We start from the raw sequence: 22,661 nt of genomic DNA on the forward strand, positions 1-22,661 counted from the left end.
CAACATTTGTTGAACGGGTATTTTTTTATGAAGTTGCTTATAATTGTTTTGTAAAGAAAATCATATCCAATGCACGAATACCATTTTCATAAATTGGTTCTGGGTAATGACTGAAGAAATCCTTTTCAATAGCCTCCATGCGAAAGCCTGCTTTTTGATAAAAAGCGATATTATCAATACTTGAGTTCGCCGTTCCAACCAACACTACCTGATAGCCTTCCTTACGGCATTTTTCAGTAAGTTGTCGTAATATCTCTTTGCCTATTCCCTTCCCTTGGTACTTGGTTTCAATAGCAATATTCTTCAATTCAATTGTAGTGTCAGATTGAGGAATAACTAATGCCACTCCCACTAGCAGTTCTCCACAATTAATTTTATATAATGTACCCTTATCTAAATATTTTCGAACCGCCACTTCACTTTCATCCGCTAATAAAAGCTGAGGTAAAAAAGCTTCTCGGTTCCCTTCTACCTTTTCTAGGGATGTTCGATAACGGACATAATCTTCTCGTTCAAAAACATTTAACACACATGGTTGCTTTTCCTTCACTTCTAACCACGAATGCTCCTCAGGATAATCCTTTTCCACTCCTAATCGAACAAAAGGTAGCTTTTCTTGTGCTTTCTGCGAACGGATATTAACCTTTCGGGCTCCTGCAAATACACGTGATAATCCCAGTTCAAAAAACGCAATATCTAAAATAGCCGTTTTTGCTTCAAGATTATAGCCCTTCCCCCAAAATTGATAGCCAAGCCAAGAGCCGATATGACAGCTCTTTTTATGACGATCGATAAACATTAATGATGTCACACCAATGACTTGCCCCTCCTCATCTAAAATCACACGAGGGACGGTCTTACCTTCTTCTTCATCTATACGTTCACGCTTAATAAAATGAATTGTGTCTTCTACCTTGCCAGCAGGTAAGCCTAGGGCATCTCGAACCTGTGGCATAGAAGACAACGCATGCATAGCCTCAGCATACTTCACATCATGCCTTACTAACGTTACTGCCATCTTCTATTCCCCTTTATTTCTTAGGATTGAAAACTTATTCTTTATATATACTCCATATACTATAGATTATTCAAAAGCCTTGTTTTGCTAGTATAACTGAATATCCATCTACTTTATATAAATATAGAAAAATAAAAATTGAGAAAGTGAGCTTTTACTACACTTTCTCAATTATTTTTATGGTTGAACTGGTATAGTGATCTCTAATTCAGGTATATATCGAATTTTTGGATAACCGTTTTTATCCAATTGAAACATACCTTTTTCGTTTTCCTTGAAAAGATGGATATAGGGTTTTAAGGTTATTGTTTTTGGAACAGATTCAAAAGGAGTGTATCGAAGATCATCAAGATGAATGTTTCCATTGGTAGCGTTCCAACCGTTTCCTCCAATTACTTCAATTTCACGACCATACTCATCAATAATATCTATCCCCATTGTTAGTAGTGTTAAATTACCAGTGAACGTTGAATTATCAGTTAAAACCATTCGTGTTGTGATACTTGTTGTAACTGGTGTTAGCTTGACCTTTTCAAGAGTCAGATGAATATTGTCATATTGTCGACTTATATTTGGTGCTAAAGCTACATAGTCTTTCACTTTATTTTTCACAGGAATATCAATTTCAATGGGGTCTTCTATACCTCTGACAAAAGCTTGAATGGTTAAATCAAATTGCTCTGGGAAAGGCTGCCCTCCCTGATTTCTCAGATCGGAAAATTCAATAATGGCAGAAGCATTATCTTTACCAGAGTACATAAAAGGACTAATAGAATTGGACTCACTCGGAGCAAAAGAATTAATAGGCTCATCATTTATAAACAAATTATAATTACTGATACAATCCATTAAAGCTTCTTTCTCATCTTCTTTATAGGGGCGTTCAATAGCAATTGAAACACGTGTACCGTCATATGCTACTTCCGATACACTTAATGTAAACCCCTCCTGTGTCATACTTGCCTGTGGTTTTGTAGAAAGTCCTTTTTCATCAGCCATCTGCAACCCCAAATCACCAGCGAGACGGAAAATTGAGGATAGTACAGGCACTTGTTTAAACGTTGCAGCCATTGTTGGTGAAATAAATGGTGTAATAACTAGTAGGCAAGCTAGCATAGCTGTTGCAAAAGCAACTTTATAGTGCCATTTCTTCTGGTACTTTACTATTTGTGGCTGCTCGTTACGTTCATATTTACTGATTACACGATCAACCAAATCAACTTCTACAGGTGTTTCACGAATTAGCTGCTCTATTTGTGTCATTTCTTTATCCTTCTGCTTTAAATGAATGCTCATAAAATCCACCTCCTAACTTATTTTCCTTTATTATTTTTTTCCGTAATCGTTCATACTTTTTTCTTACTGTAGCTGCTTTCAAATCCATAATGGCAGCAATTTCTTCAAAGCTATACTCTTCAATAGAACGAAGTAATAAAATCCTTTTTTCATCTACACATAAGTTTTCCAGTAGCCTATGTATCATTTCATCATATTCAGGCATTGGTGTCTGTGTCTGCTTCACCTGTTCTTGCTTCATATTTAGCCAAAATTTATAGCCCTTATTTTTCGCTTTTATGACATCAATACAATGATGATGAGCAATTTTATAAAGCCAAGCTGATAAGGAGACCGTATAAGAAAATTTATGAATATTTTCTAATCCCTTAATAAAAATATCTTGTGAAGCATCCTCCGCCTCCTCTTTAGTTCCTAGCATATAGTAACAATAAATATAAATTTGCTTTTGAAAACAACAAATGATTTCTGCATAGGCACGCGTGTCACCTGATTGAACTTGCTCCACAATTGATTCAATATCTATATCAGCTCGCTCTTTTGATGGATCTCGTGTAGTCAAAGTTGCCCCCCCTTTCCAATCTATATAACTGAAATTAATAGAAGTTTGTGACAAACTATAAAAATTTTTTCACAAAAATAAAACGCTTAAGAGTATCCTAAGCGTTTGAGTCTCACTATTTTATTTTGTAGCTTGTTATAAACCCTTTAATGATTGGGATCAATACACCTATCAATACAATGGGTAGGAACCACCAGCCTAATGAATTTACCTCACCAAGACCAATACGAACCATCTGCATCGATATAAAAGCAAATAAAATGAGACAGATATTTTTCACTTCATTTAGTATTTTTCTGCTATTCAAATAAAATGCTTTTACATTACTTTCATTTAAACGTGACGGATAATTATGCATATGAGGTACTTTTTCTAGCAGGCCCATTAGCATCCATAAAAATAAACCGATGAATGGAAGAATGAATAATTCTATTTTTGCGCCCCAGCGATCAACCTCACCCATCCCATTGAAGTGACCAGGTATTTCATCAGGCAACTTACCCCATGCCAATATAATATAAAAGATGGATAAAATAAATATACTACCACCAATATAGTCCCATATCTTTTCTGATCTTGTTTTAGGTAACTTTAAAATTGGCCTATACATTTTCTCCACCCCTGTTTTTTTCCTTTACTACATCTACGTTATGACTACTAGTAAAGTTTCAAAATTTATGAAAATTGACTTAATATTCAATCTGAACCATTAATTATCCCTATTATTAGTAGCATTATAGCGATAAAATCTACTTTTTTTATTACTTCATATATAATTAATACCCATTTTCAAACTACTAATTACTGTAGAAATACTCATAATACTTTGTAAAATTCATATAATCTGATATAAATGATATATATACATATTTCATTATTTTGTAACATTTCTACTAATTACTGAGAAAGGATATTTCAACTATGCGATTTACTATCTACAAGAAATTATTACTCGGTTTTTTTATAGTTATTTTGGTACTCGTTACAACAATCGGCTTAAATATAAAACAGCTTGATTCTGTAAATGAGACCTATCGTACATTACTGGAGGAACAAACTACTAAATCTATAAGTATTCAGGAATTACGGGTGATTGCAAAACAGGAAATTGTCAGCATGCGAGGCTACTTACTACTTGGAGACAAACAAAACTTTCAAAGTAATCAAGCCTCACGCGAGGAATTTAAACAAAAATCAGAAGAATTAATGGCTACTTTAGATTCAGAGAAATCAATTAAGATGCTTGAAGCTATTAATAAAAGTGAGCAAAATGTTCAACAATTTGCAGATCGTATGTTTGAGTTAAAAGCTGCTGGAGAAACAGAGAAGTACGAAAAATTGGATAGTACTCAAGGACGCTTAATTATTAAACAATTCGATGAACGTGTTGAAAACCTTTCTAATTATCAAAATGAATATGTAGAAGGTAAAATGGCTGCTACATCCAATCAAATTCAAGACATCAAGCTCCAAATGATGCTTCTTGGAGTCTTTGCTGTTGTCATAAGTCTGATAATTGCTATGGTGGTTGGTAGTCTAATGTCTCGTCCAATTAACGGTATGGCTAAGGCTGCGAAAAAAATAGCTGAGGGTGACTTAACAGCTGAACAAATTCGTATAAAAAATCGTGATGAAGTGGGTGATTTAGCGCTTGCGTTTAATCAAATGGCTACAAATTTAAAGGATTTAATTACAAATGTACGCCAAAATACTGTACAAGTAAGTGGCTCTGCTGCTGAGTTAACAGCTAGTGCAGAGCAAACTATACAGGCTACAGAACAAATCACTTCTTCTATTCAAGAGGTTGCTAGTGGCTCAGAGGCTCAAGGGAAAAACGCAACTGAAAGCTCAGAAGCAATGAAAAACATGACAAAGGGTATACAACAATTAGCTTCTACTACTGCTGCTGTTTCTGAACTGGCAATCGAGACAAATTCAGAGGCTAAGAAAGGAAATGATTCTTTACATCGTGTTATCTCTCAGATGACAACAATCAACACGGCTGTTTTAGAGTCAGCAAGTGTTGTTAAAAACCTAGACGGGCATTCCATTGAAATTGGCAATATTATTGGTATTATTACTGATATTGCAGAACAAACAAATTTATTAGCACTTAATGCTGCAATTGAAGCAGCCCGTGCAGGCGATCATGGACGCGGCTTTGCAGTCGTTGCAGATGAAGTGAAAAAGTTAGCAGAGCAATCAAAAAAATCCGCTGAGCAAATCGCTACCTTGATTTCTGAAATACAGCAGGATACAAACCGTGCTGTAACGGTGATGGATACTGGAACTCAAGAGGTTCAAATTGGTATGCAAGTAGTAAAGGTAGCAGAAGAAGGTTTCTCTAAGATTGTTGAGCTGATTGAGCAAGTATCCATGCAAATCCAAGAAGCAACGACTGTTTCAGAGGAGATGTCCTCTAGTGCAGAGCAAATTTATGCTTCCTTTGATGAAATTGCAACTATTGCCCAAATGTCCTCATCTAATTTACAAAATGTTGCATCTGCTTCCGAGGAACAATTAGCTACTATCGAAGAAGTAGCAGCTTCAGCAGCAACACTTTCAAATATGGCAGAAGAACTTCATACGCAAGTCTCTCGTTTTAAGCTAGAATAAAAGACTGCTCGTTTTCTTTAGGTTTATAGAAAACGAGCAGTTTCTTCATACAAAAAAATATCATGATTTTCCAACCTATCATATGTTAACTCCCCTAACCATTTACTCACGGGAAATATATATTTTTTAGTGCCTCCATCAACATTTCACTAAATATCAAATATTTAATAAGGTAGTTAATACTTAAGACAGAATTAAATAAATTTTTAGAATATTATTGACAGGAAGTTAATATCCAAGTAATATTGCTTTCAACAACACATTGCAGGCCAAGATTGGAAATAGTAAAAGTGGTTGTGTACTTGTAGAGAGCCGATGGTTGGTGTAAATCGGTAGGCACACATTTTGAACTCGTCCATGAGCTACTCCCTGAACTTTTCAGTAAGGGATGTCGGTTTCCCCCGTTAACAGGATAGACAGTGATAGCTGTCGATAAGGGGACTTTTTCTATATAGAGAAGGTCAATTAGAGTGGTACCGCGAGCATAAACTCGTCTCTATTTTTTACATAGAGACGGGTTTTTTTATTTTTTAATGACTTATTGGCCTAAGTGTAGATTTTAGATACTAATCACTAAAAAGGAGTGTTTGAAAATGGGAAGAAAAATTTGGGTGTTTGATACAACTTTACGTGATGGCGAACAGGTGCCTGGAGCAAAGCTAAATCTTTACGAAAAAGTAGAGATCGCACAGCAGCTGAAAAAATTGGGTGTCGATATTATAGAGGCTGGATTCCCCGCTTCCTCTCAAGGTGATTTTGATGCCGTCAAAGCTGTAGCTGAAAAGGTTGGCAATACAAACGACATTATGATTACAGCATTAGCACGTGCTGTAAAGGCTGACATTGATGCTGTCTATAACGCTGTGAAATATGCTCAAAACCCGATGATTCACATGGTACTTGGCACATCTGATATTCATGTAGAGAAAAAATTCAGCAAGTCAAAAGATCAAATTTTACAAATTGGCGTGGATGCTGTGAAATACGCTAAAACATTATTGCCGCAAGTTCAGTATTCCACAGAGGATGCCTCTCGTTCAGACTTTGAATATCTTTGGAAAACAATTGAAGCTGTTATGAGAGCTGGCGCAACGATGATTAACGTTCCTGATACGGTAGGCTTTGCAGAGCCAGAGGAATTTGGCGAAATGATTTTTAAATTAAACGACCGTATGAAAAACTTAGATGATAGCGTTCTTTTAAGTGTTCATTGTCACAACGATCTTGGAATGGCAACGGCTAATACGCTAGCCGCAATTAAAAATGGTGCAGATAAGGTAGAATGTACAATCAATGGTATCGGTGAACGTGCAGGTAATGCTGCATTAGAAGAAGTTGTCATGGCACTTAAAACTCGTGGCTCCGTCTACAATGCAGAAACACGTATTAATACAAAAGAAATTATGAATACTTCACGTCTTGTTTCTAGCTTTATGGGCTTAGATGTACAGGTCAATAAAGCCATTACAGGAGATAATGCATTTGCCCATTCTTCTGGTATTCACCAAGATGGTTTGTTAAAATCGCGTGATGCTTATGAAATCGTCCATCCTGAGGATGTAGGTCTTGATGATATGGAGCTAGTACTAACAGCTCGCTCTGGTCGCCATGCAGTGAAAAATGCTCTTGAAAAATTAGGGTTTACTAATCTTTCAACAGAGGAATTTGAAGGTATTTTTGAAGGGTTCTTAAAGCTAGCCGATGCAAAGAAAGAAGTATATGATCACGACTTATATGTTATTGTTGAAAGCTATTATGAAAAACATGATGCCAATAATAAAAATGCTACACATTATAGTGAGCAATTCTTTGATTTTGATGATCTACAAGTCGTCAGCAATACAAGCTTCCCTTCTGCAAGTGTTAAGGTTCGTAAAGGCGGTGAAGTATTTAAAGCTAGTGCAGTAGGCTCTGGCCCAATTGATGCCCTCTATTCAGCCATTGCAGAAATTACAAATATGGATGTAAAACTAGTGGAATATAATATCAATAGTGTTTCACGAGGCAAAGAGGCTTTAGGTAAAGTAAAAATTACGATTGAGCATGAAGGCGAAAAGTATATTGCAAAAGCAGCAGATACTGATATTCTTAAGGCAAGTGCATTAGCCTATATTAATGCGATCAATAGCATTGTAGTGACAAAATTAACACCTGTTATGAATTAAATGAAACTAGCAAAGCAGTATGGCTCTTCCGCCATACTGCTTTTTCAATCCTAGTGACTATCCCTAACTAGTTTTTGATATTCCTCATCGATTCGTTCGATATCCAGACGTTCAAATAATGGTGTCACCTCTTGAATGACTTTAGGCAGATCTACTTGCTCATGCCACATCATTTCATTTATACCTAACATATTTCTTACTTTCTTTGCTGAAAACGGTAAGAAAGGATGCAGCAGCTGTCCTAAATTCCCAATGATATAGACGCAAGTTGCTAATGTACGATTACCTGCCTCTACGTTTTCTTTTACCTGTAGCCATGGCTGTTGTTCATCAAAATAACGATTAGCTCCGCGAATATACTCAAAAATGGACTCTAATGCCTGTTTGAAATGACCACCTTCAATAAGAACGCCCGCTTCATTAAACAATTGTACAGTTTGTTTTCGAATGTCGCTGTCCACCTCCGCTTGTGGCACCTGACAAGCAAATGATTTCTCAATAAACTTCAAAGTACGGTTTACAAAATTACCATAGGCTCCGAGTAGTTCACCATTATGGCTATAAATAAATTCCCGCCATGAAAAATCAGTATCACGATTTTCTGGCGCATTCATCGTTAAGAAGTAACGAATAGAGTCCGCATCATAACGACTTAAAATATAAGGAACCCATACAGCCCAATTCTGACTAGTAGATAATTTGCGCTTTTCTAATGTTAAATACTCATTGGATACAATATGGGTAGGTAATGCCTTAGATCCAATTCCCATTAAAATGGCTGGCCATATAACTGTATGGAATGGAATATTATCCTTCCCATGTACATAGTATGAAATGGTCTCTTCATTCCATAGATCTTCAATGGCTATTTGATGCTCTTTTGCCCATTCCAAGGTTGCTGTTAAGTACCCTGCTACAGCTTCTATCCATACATATATTTTTTTCCCTTCAAAACCTGGCACTGGAACATCTATGCCATTCGGTAAATCTCTTGTTACTGCTCGGTCGGGAACTCCCTCTGCCAAGTATCGCTCCGTTAACCCTAAAGCATTGTCACGCCAACGTTTCTCGACTTTCGCTTGTGCTAAATAAGACTCCAACCTTCCTTGAAATTGACTAAAGGTAAAATAAAAGTGCTCAGTTTCCCGAATAACAGGTTCGTTCCCACAAATTTTGCAGCGCTTATCAATTAAATCTAGTGGGTCTAAAATTTCTGAGCAGTTATCACATTGATCTCCCCTTGCTTTCGCTCCACAATTTGGACAAAGTCCCTCGACAAATCGATCTGGTAGGAATTGTTTATCCGTCTCACAGTAAGCCTGTTCAATTTTCTTTTTGTATAAAAAATTGTTGGCCAATAGCTGTAAGAAAAGGGCCTTAACGGATTCATGGTGGTGCTCCGCATCCGTTCTTGTGTACAAATCATAGGTAAATCCTAAATCATGAAAGCATCTAGTAAACTCATCATGATAGTGATTAGCTATAGCCTCTGTCGTTGTATTCTCTTGTGCGGCACGTATAGAAATGGGTGTACCATTACAATCACTGCCTGATACATATAAAACCTGCTCGCCTTTTTGTCGGTAATATCTAGCCAAAATATCACCTGGTAATAATGCGGCAACATGCCCTAAATGCAAAGAGCCATTTGCATACGGCCAAGCGCCTCCAATAACAATCGTCATTCTAAATGCTCCCCTCACAGAAAAAATAGTAAAAAAAAATCGTCCTAATCAAATCTGATTAGGACGAGTATACCCGTGTTACCACCTATATTTACAAATAGCTCACACTATTTGCCTCTCTCAGTACGTCTTCACACAAAAAAGAGATACTGCTGCTGTTGTAACGAGTGCCCATCTCGTCGTAATCTACTGGCTAAAAAGCTTTCGGTACGAAGCTCAAAGGTCATTTTCAACAGGGTTCATTTACCTCATTTCCACCAACAGAGGCTCTCTACAAAATGCTAATCCAATTTACTTTTCCTTTTCAATGCTTTTTCTATAGGATTGGCATTATTTTACGCCTTCTTGTGAAGAAATGCAATGATTGTTGTAAAAGCGTCCTTTTTTTGATTCATTTTCTTGAGTTAATCTAATGTAACCTTTAGCAACTCAGTTAAATCATCAATTACTATATCTGCTTTTTCTAACTCCTTGTCTTGTGCAAAGTCAAAGCGTACACCTATTGATAGTAATTGATTGTCCTGTGCAGCTTGGATATCCGAAGACCGATCTCCTACCACTGCCCCGTAATCAATTTTATTTTCATCTACAACTCTTTTGACCAGGTCTGATTTATGCCCACTTGCAATGGCTTGAATGCTATAGATTCCCTTTATAAAACGCTCCAACTGATAGGTTTCGACGATTGCTTGTAAATAGTCAACCTGTCCATTACTCGCTATGTATAACGGATAATTCTCTGACAATGTTGCAAGGGTTTGTTCAGCGTTTGGATACAAAGCACCTTTATGTCCACGTATTTGCTCAATCAGCTTTACATGGAATAATACATTGCTCTCTTCTCGTATCTCTACCGCATGCATAGGACATAATGTTTCCCACACAACTGGTAAAGGAACCCCCATTATTTCTCTATATTTTTCTATAGGTGTTTCTCCCTGCCACAAGCCGTTTGTCCGCAGCACATCAAATGTTGCATCGAGCGCAGGCTCTAAAATAAGATTGGTTTGAAATAATGTTCCGTCCATATCAAAAATAAACGCTTTATTCATAAAATCTCTCCTTAATTAGTTATCAAAAAACGCCATATGCTGCTTTTCTTGCTTATAATAATCCAAACGATCCTGCAAAGTTCCTGTATGAAATTCAAATTTATGACCATCAGGATCTGTAAAGTAAATCGATTTTTTATCCTTTTCATCTCTTTGCCGACCCGCTAAAATATTGACCTTTAGCTGCACCAATCTGTCATACATCTTATCAAAGTCATCCTCAGCGATTGTGAAGGCAATGTGTGTATAGGAATGATGGATGTCATTACGGGGTATATCCTTTTCTACATTAAGAGCTAGCCACAGCCCATTTACATCAAAATAGGCTGTGCTGTTCCCCTTTATTAGCAACTTGGCATCAAATACTCTTTCATAAAAAGTGATGGATTCCTCTAAATTAGAAACTGAAAACAATAAATGATTGATGTTTCGAATTGTCATGGCTATGCTCCTATTGATTATTTCTTCCCCTTTTTCATTCCCTTGGCTATTTGCTTCCACTTACGCTGCTCCTCAAGTTTTGCTTGCGTATTTGTTTTGCGCTCCATATAAGCCAATTCTCTTTGCAGCTTAAAATAGCTTTGTAGACGATATTGGTCCAAGTCCCCATCTACTATAGCTTGCTGGACAGCACAATAAGGCTCTTTTTGATGTGTACAATCACGATAACGACAAGCCGTTGCTAGTTCCTCAATATCTTGAAAGCTAGAAGCTAAACTATCCCCTTGATCCCACAATTGAAGCTCACGCATCCCTGGCGTATCAATTAGACAGCCGCCAGCAGGCAATGCTACTAGCTCTCGATGGGTTGTTGTATGTCGTCCCTTGGCATCATCCTCACGTATACCCGCTACTTTCATCAGTATCTCACCACATAAAGCATTTGTTAATGTGGATTTCCCTGCTCCAGAAGACCCCAATAATGCTCCCGTCACCCCCTCTGTGAATAGCGCTTGAATTTCCTTTAGACCTTCGCCTGAAAGAGCACTCGTTACGAAGATATCCACACCAAAGGCTACAGACTCCACTTCTTGTACTAAGCTCGAAACATCCTCGCATAAATCAGCTTTTGTCAGGACAATAATGGGCTTTGCACCTGAATCCCAAGCAGCCACTAAATATCTCTCCAAACGTCGAATATTAAAATCTGCGTTCAAGCTCATAACAAGTAACACAATATCGACATTTGATGCGACAATCTGTTCTTGAATTTCCGTTCCTGCAACTTTACGTGAAAATACAGATTTTCGTTGGAATAGCTGATGAATAATTGCTCGTTCCTCACCAGGCATTTTCTCCACTAGCACCCAATCACCAACTGCTGGATAGTCCTCCCTCGCTAAAGACGTATACGCATAATGACCAGCAATTGTCGCAAGCCATTCTCCCTCTTCAGCTAACACCCGATAAGAATGCTTATGCTCTAAAGTAACCCTTGCAGGCACACAATTTTTTAATTTAGCCTGTTTTTTCATTTCTAGCATTTGCTCTTCAAAATATGTTGTAAAACCTAATGTTGTTAAATTCAATTTATTTTCCTCCTAAACGTATGATGCCTCAGCGAAAATAGTTGTCATCCGCAAGAGGCCCTATCGCAATTTCACCTTTTGGAACTACGATAAAAAAACCTTGTAGCTGCAATTCGGCAGTTACAAGGTTTCACAGGCACGTTTAAAAGATACACAAATACCCCGAGTTATGAAACGGCGTCACTTTGTATATTTTAGGCGTGTGAAATTGAACAAACCGAATTGCAGTTCGTTAATTACAGATCTATTCATCATGTCACATCACCTACTTTCCATTTAGTTGTTATCAATATAGCAAAATTTTCAGAAATTGTCAATTACAAGATTTCTTTTCAAAGAATCCATCACCATAACGTCATTAGGATTATTACCACTCCGACAGTCACTTTTCTGAGAGCGACCGATTAGTTTCCTTCTGCAATAGGAATTCGTCGCAAAGGCATCACTCAATACTGGAATATATGCTTTTAGATTTTAGAACTCTTTCCTCTAATTATCTCACTTCAGGGTGATTCCAAAGGAGTCGTCAATCCTCCACTCCTATCATTTTCAATTAATGATGAAACTTAAAAAAGGAAATCCTTTTTTCAATAATCTAAAAAGGAATTACTAAATAAAAAGAAACTATTACAAATGTGTTATCGTAAAAAAATTATTAAAGAGGATTTGTAAAGACCTATCTAATATTTAAAACATCTTAACTATTTATAAAAAACCATGCTATACTGTAATATACTTACATAATTACTAATTTTGTAAAAAATACATTCCATTACTTACAGACATTTTAAAAGAAAGGAGAAAAAATGAACACTACTTCCCAACAAGAAATTATGGATTGTGCATATAATTGGATTATTGAGTATTTTTTCAACCAGCAATTACAAGATACTGCAATTAAGTATATACAATTTAAATTTAAACAACCTTTAAGTTTCTCAAAATTAACTGAAATACACTACAATATTTTTAGAAACGTACATAATAAAAGCGAATTAACAGAAATCCAAACTATTGTAGAACTTATACTTTTATCTGCCGATATTTTGGATGATATTCAGGATAATGATGCCCCATGTAATCCTTGGAGTAATAAACCCCTTAGTTATAATTTAAATATTCTACTAGGGTATTTATTTATAGCTCTCCAAAGAATACATTATATCAATTGTTCCAGTGATGTAAAAAAATTCTTTAACATCTTTATTTACCCATTAATGCTTGATGCAATTAATGGGCAGCACACTGATTTAATTAATGACACTATTACTGAACAAGAGTATTTTGACATGACTGCATTGAAATCAGGATCTCTCATCTTGTTAGCAAATTTACTTGGTGCCGGAAATGTATGTCCATCAACATTTGAAAAAATAAAAGAATACTCCTATTATCTCGGAGTTATTGCACAAATAAGAAATGATGTAAATGATTTATCTTATTCGATACATAAAAATGATATCAAAGATAAAAAGAAGACACTTCCTATTTTATATTATCTACATATACAAGATCCAAAATTTTCATCAATAAAGGAATATTATAACAATAATAAATCTTTTGAGGAATTGCTTGATAGTGAACTTCAAGAATTACTACTTTGTATTATGAATGGTGGTGCAATAACATATTGTCATGTTGTTGAGCAAATATACCTTAAGAAGTTTAAGGATTGTATATCTTCTTTAGATATCTCAAATAAACACAAAAATTTACTACTTAACATTAAAGTTTAGTCATTATTTTGAAGCCCACGAACTTGAAGCCGGTAGAATAGAAGTATTTACGCTTTCAAGCGATTTCAGAGCATCAGTAATTACTTTAATTTCATCTGCAGATGACATATATATCAATTCTTTTTGATCAATGTTACTCGAATTATTTAATAATAAATGAATTACATCCATTAACATTTAGATTACATCCTTTCAACTATATTATTTGTTCTTAAAACATTATAATTATGGGAAGTGAAATTATGGTTTTCAAAAAATTTGTTTTAATTTTAAGTAGTATATTTATCATTATACATTTTTATTTATTATCATTAATGCTAACGCCATATATGGGCATAAATATATCTAATAATTCAACTGGTGAATATATAATAACCAATATTAACCAAAATGATGGATGGGTACGTTATACAACCGCTTCACCCGGAAATATTATCAAAAAGATTGACGGACAGCCAATTACTGATGTCTCTATAAACAGAGGAAGCAAAGTAGAAATTACAGACGGCGAAATTACACAAACAGTTGCTATCCCAAAGTTTGAGACAAGAAGTACTATTAAAGAACTAATTATTCCAAGTTTATTTTCTATACTAGCATTAGTTTTATCCATGCTAATGGTTAAATCTCCAAATGCAGTGAATCGATATTTCATTGGATTCTTGTTATCAGCTGCTTTGAGTTTATTTGCTTCGACCGAGTCTGGAAGGGATGATATTATCGCTAATATCATCATTATTACTTTTCTACCACTAGGATCAATGTATTTAGTTTTATTTATTTTTGCTCTTCTTCATGAAAGAAGAATTATTCAACAACAATCATCGATGTGGTTTAACTTTAATAAAGTTTTTTCCATCATTATCATATCAATCAGTATATTAAATTTATTATATAAAGGTCATTTTTCAGCAATTAGTGCAAATATAGTTTTATTTTACTTTTGCTCAAATGTTTTTTTTGTGATTCTTTTATTATGTTATTACTACATAAAAAACATATGTCATGAAGGGAAGACAATCCTAAAATGGTTAGTATGGATTAATGTCCTCGCATTCACACCATTCATATTGCTGCATGCATTACCATATATGCTAAATTTACCCTACCTAGATGATGATACCGTTGAAATTTTTTTGTTTATTATCCCTATTGGATATTTCTATTTATCTGTCTCTAAACAAGTAATAGATTTAAACTTCATATTAAGTAGAATTCCTTATTACTTTTTACTTTCTCTTTTACCTGCTATAAGCATTGCTACAATTATTATTTTTGGCAGCTTAAATCCTAATTCTCAGATTTTATATTTTTTCTTTTTAATTTTTGTAATTGTAAGTATGATTATTATTTTACTTTTTATCAAAGAGAAAGTAGACTTTGTCCTTCGACATCGCCTTTGGATGCGGGATGATAGTTTGTCTCAGCAGCTTGAGTTTTTTATTGGAAAATTATCATCAAGCATGAAAGAAAAAGATTTAAAAAATTTGTTTATCAACCAGCTTCAAGAATCATTAGGGCCAAGCATTATTGCTTTTATAAAGTTTGACTATCTTACAGATAATTTCCATTTAGAGGAAATTCCAAAAAACGAGCAAGCTATTCACCTTTCTGAAAAATTCAAAGATAAAATACGTAATCATAAAAATAAAAAGATAGATTTACTTGATTACCAAGGTTTAATTGGTATGAGGATTTATACAATCGAAACAACCCATACATACATATGGATTGGCTATAAAAAAAATCAAACAGTTTTTAACCTTCATGAAAAAGTTTGGTTTATTAATATTGTTAAATATATAAGACTCGTTTATGAAAACGTTTTTGCTGTTGAAAATCTAATACATACCATTGAACAAACAGAGGTTCAACAGTCACAATCATCTTCCACTTTATCACGTTTTCTGTTTCAATTATCCGAGCAAGAAAGAAGACGTTTAGCAGCTGATCTTCATGATTCAGCCTTACAGGATCAAATTATTTGGTATCGTTCACTTGAAAACTTAATCACTACAACGCCCTACCTTCCAAGAGATACACTAAGTCAATTACATCAAATAAAGAACGGGATGCAAGATGTAATTAATCAAATACGCACTACTTGCAATGAGCTTCGTCCAATCTCAATAACAAAAGGGGGATTAACTGTAGCTTTAAGAGAATTGTGTGCAAATATGCAAAAAAAGGCGAGCTTTGACATTACATATGATTTTCCCCCTATCATCGAACACGACGACTATAATTTGGAAATTTGCATTTATCGGGTTATTCAAGAACTTCTAAACAATGCACATAAACATGCTAATGCAACTAAAATATCATTAAGTTTATGGGATGATGAAAAGAACATATATCTTGACTATCGAGATAACGGTAATGGATTTAAGCCGGACTCAGTAACAGTCAATAACTCACATACAGGACTAAATGGTATAAAAGAAAGAGTTTATAGCTTTAACGGAAATATCAACTTCATTACTGAAATTGGTATTGGTACGGAAATCCATATAACAATACCGAGGTGAAAAAATTGATTCATATTCTTTTGGTAGATGATCATCAAATGGTAGGTCTAGGTACTAAAGCCATATTAGAAAATGAACAAGATTTTAAGGTTACTTATCTTCACGAGCTAGAAGAAATATATAAAGAATTTGAAATTAGCGACTATGATATTTACTTATTTGATATACAAATGCCTGAGTGCTCTGGTATAGATCTAACAAAAAAACTTTTAGCAATACGACCTAAAGCTAAAGTTATTCTATATACTGGCTTCGATTACTATTCACAATTTAGCTCGCTTATGAATTTGAACATTTGTGGAATAGTTAGTAAAACTGTTCCTTATGAAGATTTAATTATGACTATACGTGCTACATTAAAAGGGTATGTCTTATTGCCTTTACCCTTATTAAAAGAACTAAAAGAACCAATTCCCTCAAGCAATAATTTAAGTACACTACTCACTCAAAAAGAAATATCCATCCTGAGAAGCTTGATTAAAGGGTATAGTAATCAAGAAATTGCCGATGAATTATTTTTAAGTATACGAGCCATTGAATACAACTTAACTAAAATTTATAAAAAATTAGGCGTAAACTCTCGCACAGAAGCTGTAACAGAGGTAATCCGTTTAGATATTTTAAAAAGTGGTCTGCCCTAATGTTCTAAAAGTAATATAATATAAGACATGAGGTTGAGAACATTTAAACATAGAAAGCTATTTGAATATCCTCAGATTGTTAGAAAATCTTCTAACAATTTGGGGAGATTTTTTTAAATATCAAAATTCAAGTTGTTTTATATTAAAATTGTATTTCCCATTCATAATGAACTTCCCAGTAAAAATATATGGGGAAATTCAATCCTCGTTTTTCAGTTGTTGACGCACTAGCTTTTCGTAGAACATGTGTGTTTGCATCAAGTCTTTATGTGTACCGATACCTGTAATTTCTCCACGTTCTAACACAACAATTTGATGGGCATCAAGTATTGTAGAAAGTCTATGCGCTATAACGAGTGTTGTTCGATCCGCCATTAATTTTTGTAATGCTTTTTGAACAAGTAATTCGGAATCACTATCTAGATTGGAAGTAGCCTCATCCAGCAATAAAATTTTTGGATTTCGAATTAAAGCTCTTGCAATGGCAATCCGCTGTCGTTGCCCTCCCGAAAGCTTCATACCACCTTCTCCAACCTGCGTATTAACACCATCAGGTAGTCTATCAATAAACTCCCATGCATTGGCTTGTTGTATAGCATGTTGAATAGCTGTCTCTGACACTCCGTGTTCAACACCATATAAAATATTTGCTTTAATAGTCCCTGACATTAAGGGACTTTCTTGTGAGACATAACCAAGCTGACTGCGCCATGACTGCAGTGAAATGTCATAAATACTAGTTTGGCCTAGTAATATTTCACCTGAGATGGGCTTGTAAAAACGTTCTAGCAAAGAAAATAATGTCGTTTTCCCACTACCACTAGGACCAACAAATGCCGTCATTTTTCCAGTAGGAATTGTTAATGAGAGATTTTTAATAATCATATCTTCTTGATAGGCAAAAGAAACATTGTAAAATGATATATTTTGTTCTGCACTCTGCACTTCTATCTTTGTGTGCTCGCCCTCGCCCTCATGCTGAACAAAAAGAATATCTCGAATTCTTTCAACCGCCCCAAGTGCCTTTTGTAGAGATGTAAAGAAGGAGGCCATTTGAGTAAAGGGCACCGTAATTTGAAACATATAAATTATAATCGCTACTAGCGCACCAGCAGTTAGTGCACCAGAGGCTACTTGTACGCCACCATAACCAATTAATATAACAAGAACAAGCATCATTACAAATGTCATGAATGGGGAAACGAAGGCTTGAACTCTTGCTTCTTTTAAGCCAAATTTAAAAAGGTTGTGAACGTTCTTCTCACCATACTTGCCTTCGGTTTTCTCAGCATGATACGCTTTTACAAGACGAATATTTGCTAACACTCGACCAAGGTTAGCAGAAAAATTCGCCATTTCATCCTGCGTAGCATTTGCAATCTTGTACATTTTTTGTCCCAAGGGTAGGATAAATAAAATTGACAAAGGAATAGAAATCAGCATAATAACAGTCATTTTCCAATCAATGAGCAATAGGAAAATAATTGACCCAATAATCGTAATGATCCCTGTGACAAATGTGATTAAATGCTGAGTAATCAATGCTTTTACAATATTTGTGTCCTGCGTAATTCTACTCAATATTTCCCCAGACTGACGGTCATCAAAAAAGGAAATGGGGAGTCGTAGCACATGTCTCCACAATCGATTTCGAATAGAGGCAACAATGGATTCTCCTATATAAGTCATAAAATAGAAGGATAATCCTGAGGATACTGTTTGCATAATTAAAATAATCCCAAATAAAAGCATAAAAGAAAAATTAAACGCTGAGCTAGCCAATTGATCTACTAATTTCATCGTAAAAAGTGGAACTAGTAACCCAACAACAGTTTCGATTATTCCTAAAACGATAGCAAAAAAGATTATCCATTTTGGTGGATTTGCTTCTTTAATAAGCTTTAAAAAAACTTTACCACTTAAAGTTTTCGAATTTTTCCGTTCACTATTTTTATTCATTTGAATTTGCCTCATTCTAGCTAATTGATTGTAATATTTTTATAGCAAATGAATGATTTTAAAGAACAGCTATTCCATTAGTTGAATTTTGATAAGAAGAAAAAGTTTCTTTCAAATTAGGTAATGGTAGCCAAGAAAATCTATCTTCTTCAATTCCTGAAAGTGCCAATAACATCCCCGCTGCTCCAGAAAAAATGTCACCCGAAAGTTTATAGCAATAGTCCCCTGGCATAAAATATTTATCATTATCACTAAGTACATATAAATTTAAGGTATTTATTGCTTTATCTAAGAATTGTCCTCCCGTTTGAAGCTCGATATCAACTGCGTTGGCAGTTAGAATTATTCCGCCTAAGCCACGAAAAAGACCTGAACCGTAAAAGCATTTGGAACTAGCCACTTCCCCTATGCCTTTTAATTCAGTTTCCCATCTCTTGTCCTTTAGCAAATGTCTCAACTCTATCATGCTAAGACCTATGCCCGCGCTGCCTCCTGCAAGATACGGTATAAACCTTGTGTTTTCTTTATCGATAACTTGGTACGTTCCTGAATTATCCATAGTACATATACTTATATCTTTTTCTAAAGCTTGCAGAGAAAGTTCTAACCATACTTTTTCTTCAGTAGCTTTATATAAAGCACTATAAAATAGAGAAACACCGGACCATCCATCTACTAGCCCTAGTGGAATGGCATCAGCATCGTTAGAAGTTACCACTATATCTTTTTCAAGAAGGGAATGTAACTGAAGGCCTATTTTAATAGCACGATCAAGCATGTACTTAAAATCAGATATATAGGATGCAGATATAAATGCTAAGCCTATTCCAGCTAATCCCGTTCTTATTGAAATATCCTCATTATTTGATTCTATTTCTATTGAATCATAGATTGCTTTGGATCTTTCAATCATCCCTAAATCATAAAGTACTCCTGCTATTCCAGCTTTTCCTGAAAAAAGCCCCATATCAAGCTGATTAATAACTTCTTGCGAACAATATTTTATTGCCCAAGATTTTGCCTTTTCTGGTACATCGCCTGTGCGCATTAATGCCATGATTACACCAAAGCCACCTGTTAGTATATTAAAGATACCACCTAAACTTTCATACTGACGGATATCTCCCGATAATAGTTTGACATCACACCTCAAATCATTAATAATACCAGCTCTGATTGATGAGAGAATTTTGGGTATATCTGATCTATTAAAATATTTAGATGGCGCTGAGAGGAAACTTTTTTGTGGTATAACGCACCTTTTATTACATTCACTTTCAATTTCTTCAATCCATCTCATTGCCTTACTACCGAATTGATCAAAAATCCATTGATCATGTTTTTTTATGATGTCTACCGCTATATCTTGAACAGGCCCTATCGGTAGAAACAGATATCTTGCTATACGAAGTAAGGCAAACCAATCTGTCTGTTCCCGCGAAAGATTTGGAGCACCTACAAAACCAAGTCGCATTAAACCTGAAGGAATACTATCGTTTAAATGACTCGCTGCTTCAAAATCAATTAGTTTAATATCATTAGAAGCTGTTACCATTACATTGGCTGGCTGTAGATCGCCCATACCAACGTCTCTAGCATGGATAGATTGCAGAGCATCTTTTAATTGTTTTAGTATAAAACATGCATTGTCACAGTATTCACTTGAGTTTTGCTGTGCAGAGAATGGATAATTCGTTGCTATCCAAGTATCTAAGGATGTCCCACTAATATACTCTTCTTCTAAAAATACATGTTCCCACTCTTGGAATGTTTTATGGAATGAAACCACGGATTCTAATCCTAGGAGTTTTTTTAATATACTACCCTCATGATTTAAACGCTCGACCGCATCTCTTCCTTGACCATCTAAACCTGCATTTGGTCGCCCCTCTTTCAATACTACTTTAGTGTTTGAAGGAATGTGATTTGCCACATAAACCCCACCACCATTACTGAAGTGCAAAGCAGATTCAATAATATAATTATCAAGCTCTGATACAGCAGTTTGTATTTCCCCATGCGTTTCTGACATTTTTTTAACAATTAGTGGCTCTTCTATAAAATCAGGAACCGTATAATATGGCGCTCTAGAATCGGGTATTAACTCACCAGAAAAATTTTGAATGGCTGGAATTTTTGATGCACCGTTAATTAAATACATCTCCTTGAATGCCCCATATCTAAAATAAACATTCCCATCTAACCATCTTTTATCGTTCAGTATGTATGGTCCGTTTGAAAAGTCTTTCAATAGATAATGTAATTTCTCTAAAAGGAAAGTAAACTGACTTTCGTTATTCGGATAGATCGTAATAAATTTACCTGACGAGGCTCTGTCACCATATTTAGAATTCTTTAATACTAATTCCCACACATTAGATACATGTTTAAACGGAACAGAATTCTCAAACAAAAAATCCGAAACGACTCTCAATATTTCTTTAGCTTCTTTTGGTATAGAACTTATATGTATCTTCCAACCCTGAATAGGCAAATCAGAGTCTGGCTTAGAATAATATGTCCAATGTTTGTCAGAATTTATAACCCAATTGAAGGGTACATTAGAAATTTTCAGAGCTGACTCTGTCGCCTTTTCAAGTGGAGGCTCATAATATTTTTCTTTAAGATTAATATACTGTACATAACGCATATCCATAATTATTACCTCCACTCTTTATTCGTTACAAATCCGATTTATTTGCTACAAGTAAATTGACTCATCATGCTTGGTGTACCGATACAAAGGAAATTACTTGTTGTTGAATAACCCATTACGCCATTCAATTTTTTATTATTGACATCCATTTTTTGCAATTCTAGTACATTTGATTTTTTTTTGTTATACGTCATTATTCTCACCACCTTTCAAACACTACAATAGGATTAGTATAAAAAACAATATTTTGTATAATTTTACATTTGTATAACATCAATCACAACCATATATTTTCCATTTTTCGCTTTAAACTATGTAAATAAATATCGATAAGAGTGGTATAGACAATGCTTTAGAGAGTATAATGAACGGAAAGATGATATAATACTCATTAAATACATTACATATTTAATGAGTATTATGTATGAAGTTATTCTAATGAATTATATAATGTTAGATTTAGTCACCTGCGCTGGAGATACATGATCCTGTAGAAACAGAACTTGCACAACTTCCGACAGAAGCAAAAGATCCACCTGTTGCTAGACTACTAGTTGTTGTAAACCCAGCAAACTCTGACACGTCCATTTGCTCTTCGATATATAAAGTATCTTTTAGGTTTCTATTAAAATTTTGATTGTCATTCATAATATCCATCCTCTCTATCAACCGAATGATGAAGCAGTTGCTCCAGAGCTTGCAGTTGATGCACTACTACCAATTGTAGATGCTGAAGCAAATGTTGTTGCGGACCCCCATGTACCAGCAACTTCATTTAACTGCTGCTCTTGCTCTTCAATATATAAGCCCATTTCGTCTGCTTTATTTTTTTCGTGTTTTTCCATTTAAATACCTCCGTTTAATATTTTCCAGAAAATTCAAGCTCAAATTTCATCCAGCTGAAGAAGCAGTTGCTGCAGTTGCAGCTGGACAAGAAAAACTTGATGCACAACCCCATGTACCAGCAACTTCATTTAACTGCTGCTCTTGTTCTTCAATATAAAGGCTCATTTCTTCTACTTTATTTTCAGCGAATTCTTCCATTTAAATACTCTCCCAACATTTCATATTTAATCTTTCATCTTTTTCATCCAAAATAAAGAGATTACTGAATTTGAAAGATTAGAAAAAGATAGACAAGTTTAGGCTTGTTCTTGTAAATTCCTTGGTCCAGTTCTTATTAAATCATTACTCCTGCTCTTCATTTCAGGCTCCTAT

20 protein-coding genes and 2 other annotated features are annotated in these 22,661 nt (G+C 35.0%); of the genes, 5 read left to right on the top strand and 15 right to left on the bottom strand.

All coding sequences use genetic code 11. From position 1 onward, the window contains the following. Positions 1–37 precede the first annotated feature (37 nt). The 4 genes from NP781_RS20640 to NP781_RS20655 form a co-directional block, all read right to left on the bottom strand. Positions 38–1,018 (bottom strand): GNAT family N-acetyltransferase, encoded by a 981-nt coding sequence (locus NP781_RS20640; protein WP_257520706.1) that lies wholly within the window; start codon positions 1,016–1,018, stop codon positions 38–40. Between the two features lie 177 nt (positions 1,019–1,195). After that, the gene (locus NP781_RS20645; RefSeq protein WP_257520707.1) at positions 1,196–2,314 is read right to left on the bottom strand and encodes a DUF4179 domain-containing protein; all 1,119 of its coding nucleotides are present in this window, start codon (positions 2,312–2,314) and stop codon (positions 1,196–1,198) included. Then, entirely contained in the window at positions 2,286–2,876 is a 591-nt protein-coding gene (locus tag NP781_RS20650; RefSeq protein WP_257520708.1) for an RNA polymerase sigma factor, read from the bottom strand. The genes NP781_RS20645 and NP781_RS20650 overlap by 29 nt, the downstream gene beginning before the upstream one ends. A 115-nt stretch (positions 2,877–2,991) precedes the next feature. Further along, on the bottom strand, positions 2,992–3,486 hold the full coding sequence (locus tag NP781_RS20655; protein ID WP_257520709.1) for a DUF1648 domain-containing protein: 495 nt from the start codon (positions 3,484–3,486) through the stop codon (positions 2,992–2,994). A gap of 311 nt (positions 3,487–3,797) precedes the next feature. Here NP781_RS20655 and NP781_RS20660 point away from each other — a divergent pair, with 311 nt between their 5' ends. Together NP781_RS20660 and NP781_RS20665 are read left to right on the top strand one after the other, a co-directional pair. Beyond that, positions 3,798–5,492: a methyl-accepting chemotaxis protein gene (locus NP781_RS20660; RefSeq protein ID WP_257520710.1), complete on the top strand. Its 1,695-nt coding sequence runs from the start codon at positions 3,798–3,800 to the stop codon at positions 5,490–5,492. 262 nt (positions 5,493–5,754) lie between these two features. Next, positions 5,755–5,993: a binding site (T-box leader), on the top strand. A 92-nt stretch (positions 5,994–6,085) separates the two neighbouring features. Next, on the top strand, positions 6,086–7,657 hold the full coding sequence (locus NP781_RS20665; protein WP_004231834.1) for a 2-isopropylmalate synthase: 1,572 nt from the start codon (positions 6,086–6,088) through the stop codon (positions 7,655–7,657). Between the two features lie 50 nt (positions 7,658–7,707). On the opposite strand, the gene metG is transcribed toward NP781_RS20665, so the two are convergent. From metG to rsgA, 4 genes are all read right to left on the bottom strand, one after another. Next, positions 7,708–9,342 carry a methionine--tRNA ligase gene (gene metG, locus NP781_RS20670; RefSeq protein ID WP_257520711.1) on the bottom strand — a complete coding sequence of 545 codons (1,635 nt, stop codon included), beginning with the start codon at positions 9,340–9,342 and terminating at the stop codon, positions 7,708–7,710. Between the two features lie 56 nt (positions 9,343–9,398). After that, positions 9,399–9,659: a binding site (T-box leader), on the bottom strand. A gap of 87 nt (positions 9,660–9,746) precedes the next feature. Beyond that, positions 9,747–10,394 carry an HAD hydrolase-like protein gene (locus NP781_RS20675; protein WP_257520712.1) on the bottom strand — a complete coding sequence of 216 codons (648 nt, stop codon included), beginning with the start codon at positions 10,392–10,394 and terminating at the stop codon, positions 9,747–9,749. 15 nt (positions 10,395–10,409) lie between these two features. Continuing rightward, positions 10,410–10,835 (bottom strand): FosM family fosfomycin resistance protein, encoded by a 426-nt coding sequence (gene fosM / locus NP781_RS20680; RefSeq protein WP_257520713.1) that lies wholly within the window; start codon positions 10,833–10,835, stop codon positions 10,410–10,412. Between the two features lie 17 nt (positions 10,836–10,852). After that, positions 10,853–11,923 (bottom strand): ribosome small subunit-dependent GTPase A, encoded by a 1,071-nt coding sequence (gene rsgA / locus NP781_RS20685; RefSeq protein WP_257520714.1) that lies wholly within the window; start codon positions 11,921–11,923, stop codon positions 10,853–10,855. An 806-nt stretch (positions 11,924–12,729) separates the two neighbouring features. On the opposite strand from rsgA, the gene NP781_RS20690 reads away from it, so the two are divergent. Next, positions 12,730–13,659 carry a polyprenyl synthetase family protein gene (locus tag NP781_RS20690; RefSeq protein WP_257520715.1) on the top strand — a complete coding sequence of 310 codons (930 nt, stop codon included), beginning with the start codon at positions 12,730–12,732 and terminating at the stop codon, positions 13,657–13,659. A gap of 3 nt (positions 13,660–13,662) precedes the next feature. On the opposite strand, the gene NP781_RS20695 is transcribed toward NP781_RS20690, so the two are convergent. Beyond that, positions 13,663–13,836, bottom strand: coding sequence for a hypothetical protein (locus NP781_RS20695; protein WP_257520716.1), 174 nt, complete (start codon positions 13,834–13,836; stop codon positions 13,663–13,665). Between the two features lie 65 nt (positions 13,837–13,901). Here NP781_RS20695 and NP781_RS20700 point away from each other — a divergent pair, with 65 nt between their 5' ends. Further along, positions 13,902–16,187 (top strand): sensor histidine kinase, encoded by a 2,286-nt coding sequence (locus NP781_RS20700; protein WP_004231819.1) that lies wholly within the window; start codon positions 13,902–13,904, stop codon positions 16,185–16,187. A 5-nt stretch (positions 16,188–16,192) separates the two neighbouring features. Then, entirely contained in the window at positions 16,193–16,828 is a 636-nt protein-coding gene (locus NP781_RS20705; protein ID WP_004231818.1) for a response regulator transcription factor, read from the top strand. A gap of 198 nt (positions 16,829–17,026) precedes the next feature. On the opposite strand, the gene NP781_RS20710 is transcribed toward NP781_RS20705, so the two are convergent. From NP781_RS20710 to NP781_RS20735, 6 genes are all read right to left on the bottom strand, one after another. After that, entirely contained in the window at positions 17,027–18,787 is a 1,761-nt protein-coding gene (locus tag NP781_RS20710; protein WP_257520717.1) for an ABC transporter ATP-binding protein, read from the bottom strand. Between the two features lie 58 nt (positions 18,788–18,845). Beyond that, positions 18,846–21,443, bottom strand: a complete 2,598-nt coding sequence (lanKC, locus tag NP781_RS20715) for a class III lanthionine synthetase LanKC (protein ID WP_257520718.1) — start codon at positions 21,441–21,443, stop codon at positions 18,846–18,848. Positions 21,444–21,481: 38 nt separating this feature from the next. After that, on the bottom strand, positions 21,482–21,637 hold the full coding sequence (locus NP781_RS20720) for a class III lanthipeptide (RefSeq protein WP_004231812.1): 156 nt from the start codon (positions 21,635–21,637) through the stop codon (positions 21,482–21,484). 265 nt (positions 21,638–21,902) lie between these two features. Then, on the bottom strand, positions 21,903–22,091 hold the full coding sequence (locus NP781_RS20725; RefSeq protein ID WP_004231811.1) for a thiocillin family RiPP: 189 nt from the start codon (positions 22,089–22,091) through the stop codon (positions 21,903–21,905). A gap of 17 nt (positions 22,092–22,108) precedes the next feature. Beyond that, positions 22,109–22,288, bottom strand: coding sequence for a thiocillin family RiPP (locus NP781_RS20730; RefSeq protein ID WP_004231810.1), 180 nt, complete (start codon positions 22,286–22,288; stop codon positions 22,109–22,111). A gap of 46 nt (positions 22,289–22,334) precedes the next feature. Further along, positions 22,335–22,487, bottom strand: coding sequence for a thiocillin family RiPP (locus NP781_RS20735; protein ID WP_004231807.1), 153 nt, complete (start codon positions 22,485–22,487; stop codon positions 22,335–22,337). Between the last annotated feature and the right edge of the window lie 174 nt (positions 22,488–22,661).

This window comes from Lysinibacillus sp. FN11 (genome assembly GCF_024628845.1).
GTDB lineage: Bacteria > Bacillota > Bacilli > Bacillales_A > Planococcaceae > Lysinibacillus > Lysinibacillus capsici.

What these genes read in the sequence shown, in the direction of transcription:
- NP781_RS20665 (WP_004231834.1), top strand. Translation starts at nt 6,086, where the DNA reads ATGGGAAGAAAAATTTGGGTGTTTGATACAACTTTACGTGATGGCGAA.
- NP781_RS20725 (WP_004231811.1), bottom strand. Translation starts at nt 22,091, where the DNA reads ATGAATGACAATCAAAATTTTAATAGAAACCTAAAAGATACTTTATAT.
- NP781_RS20655 (WP_257520709.1), bottom strand. Translation starts at nt 3,486, where the DNA reads ATGTATAGGCCAATTTTAAAGTTACCTAAAACAAGATCAGAAAAGATA.
- lanKC (WP_257520718.1), bottom strand. Translation starts at nt 21,443, where the DNA reads ATGGATATGCGTTATGTACAGTATATTAATCTTAAAGAAAAATATTAT.
- NP781_RS20645 (WP_257520707.1), bottom strand. Translation starts at nt 2,314, where the DNA reads ATGAGCATTCATTTAAAGCAGAAGGATAAAGAAATGACACAAATAGAG.
- NP781_RS20710 (WP_257520717.1), bottom strand. Translation starts at nt 18,787, where the DNA reads ATGAATAAAAATAGTGAACGGAAAAATTCGAAAACTTTAAGTGGTAAA.
- NP781_RS20690 (WP_257520715.1), top strand. Translation starts at nt 12,730, where the DNA reads ATGAACACTACTTCCCAACAAGAAATTATGGATTGTGCATATAATTGG.
- NP781_RS20675 (WP_257520712.1), bottom strand. Translation starts at nt 10,394, where the DNA reads ATGAATAAAGCGTTTATTTTTGATATGGACGGAACATTATTTCAAACC.
- metG (WP_257520711.1), bottom strand. Translation starts at nt 9,342, where the DNA reads ATGACGATTGTTATTGGAGGCGCTTGGCCGTATGCAAATGGCTCTTTG.
- NP781_RS20660 (WP_257520710.1), top strand. Translation starts at nt 3,798, where the DNA reads ATGCGATTTACTATCTACAAGAAATTATTACTCGGTTTTTTTATAGTT.
- NP781_RS20735 (WP_004231807.1), bottom strand. Translation starts at nt 22,487, where the DNA reads ATGGAAGAATTCGCTGAAAATAAAGTAGAAGAAATGAGCCTTTATATT.
- NP781_RS20695 (WP_257520716.1), bottom strand. Translation starts at nt 13,836, where the DNA reads ATGTTAATGGATGTAATTCATTTATTATTAAATAATTCGAGTAACATT.
- fosM (WP_257520713.1), bottom strand. Translation starts at nt 10,835, where the DNA reads ATGACAATTCGAAACATCAATCATTTATTGTTTTCAGTTTCTAATTTA.
- NP781_RS20700 (WP_004231819.1), top strand. Translation starts at nt 13,902, where the DNA reads ATGGTTTTCAAAAAATTTGTTTTAATTTTAAGTAGTATATTTATCATT.
- NP781_RS20720 (WP_004231812.1), bottom strand. Translation starts at nt 21,637, where the DNA reads ATGACGTATAACAAAAAAAAATCAAATGTACTAGAATTGCAAAAAATG.
- NP781_RS20640 (WP_257520706.1), bottom strand. Translation starts at nt 1,018, where the DNA reads ATGGCAGTAACGTTAGTAAGGCATGATGTGAAGTATGCTGAGGCTATG.
- NP781_RS20730 (WP_004231810.1), bottom strand. Translation starts at nt 22,288, where the DNA reads ATGGAAAAACACGAAAAAAATAAAGCAGACGAAATGGGCTTATATATT.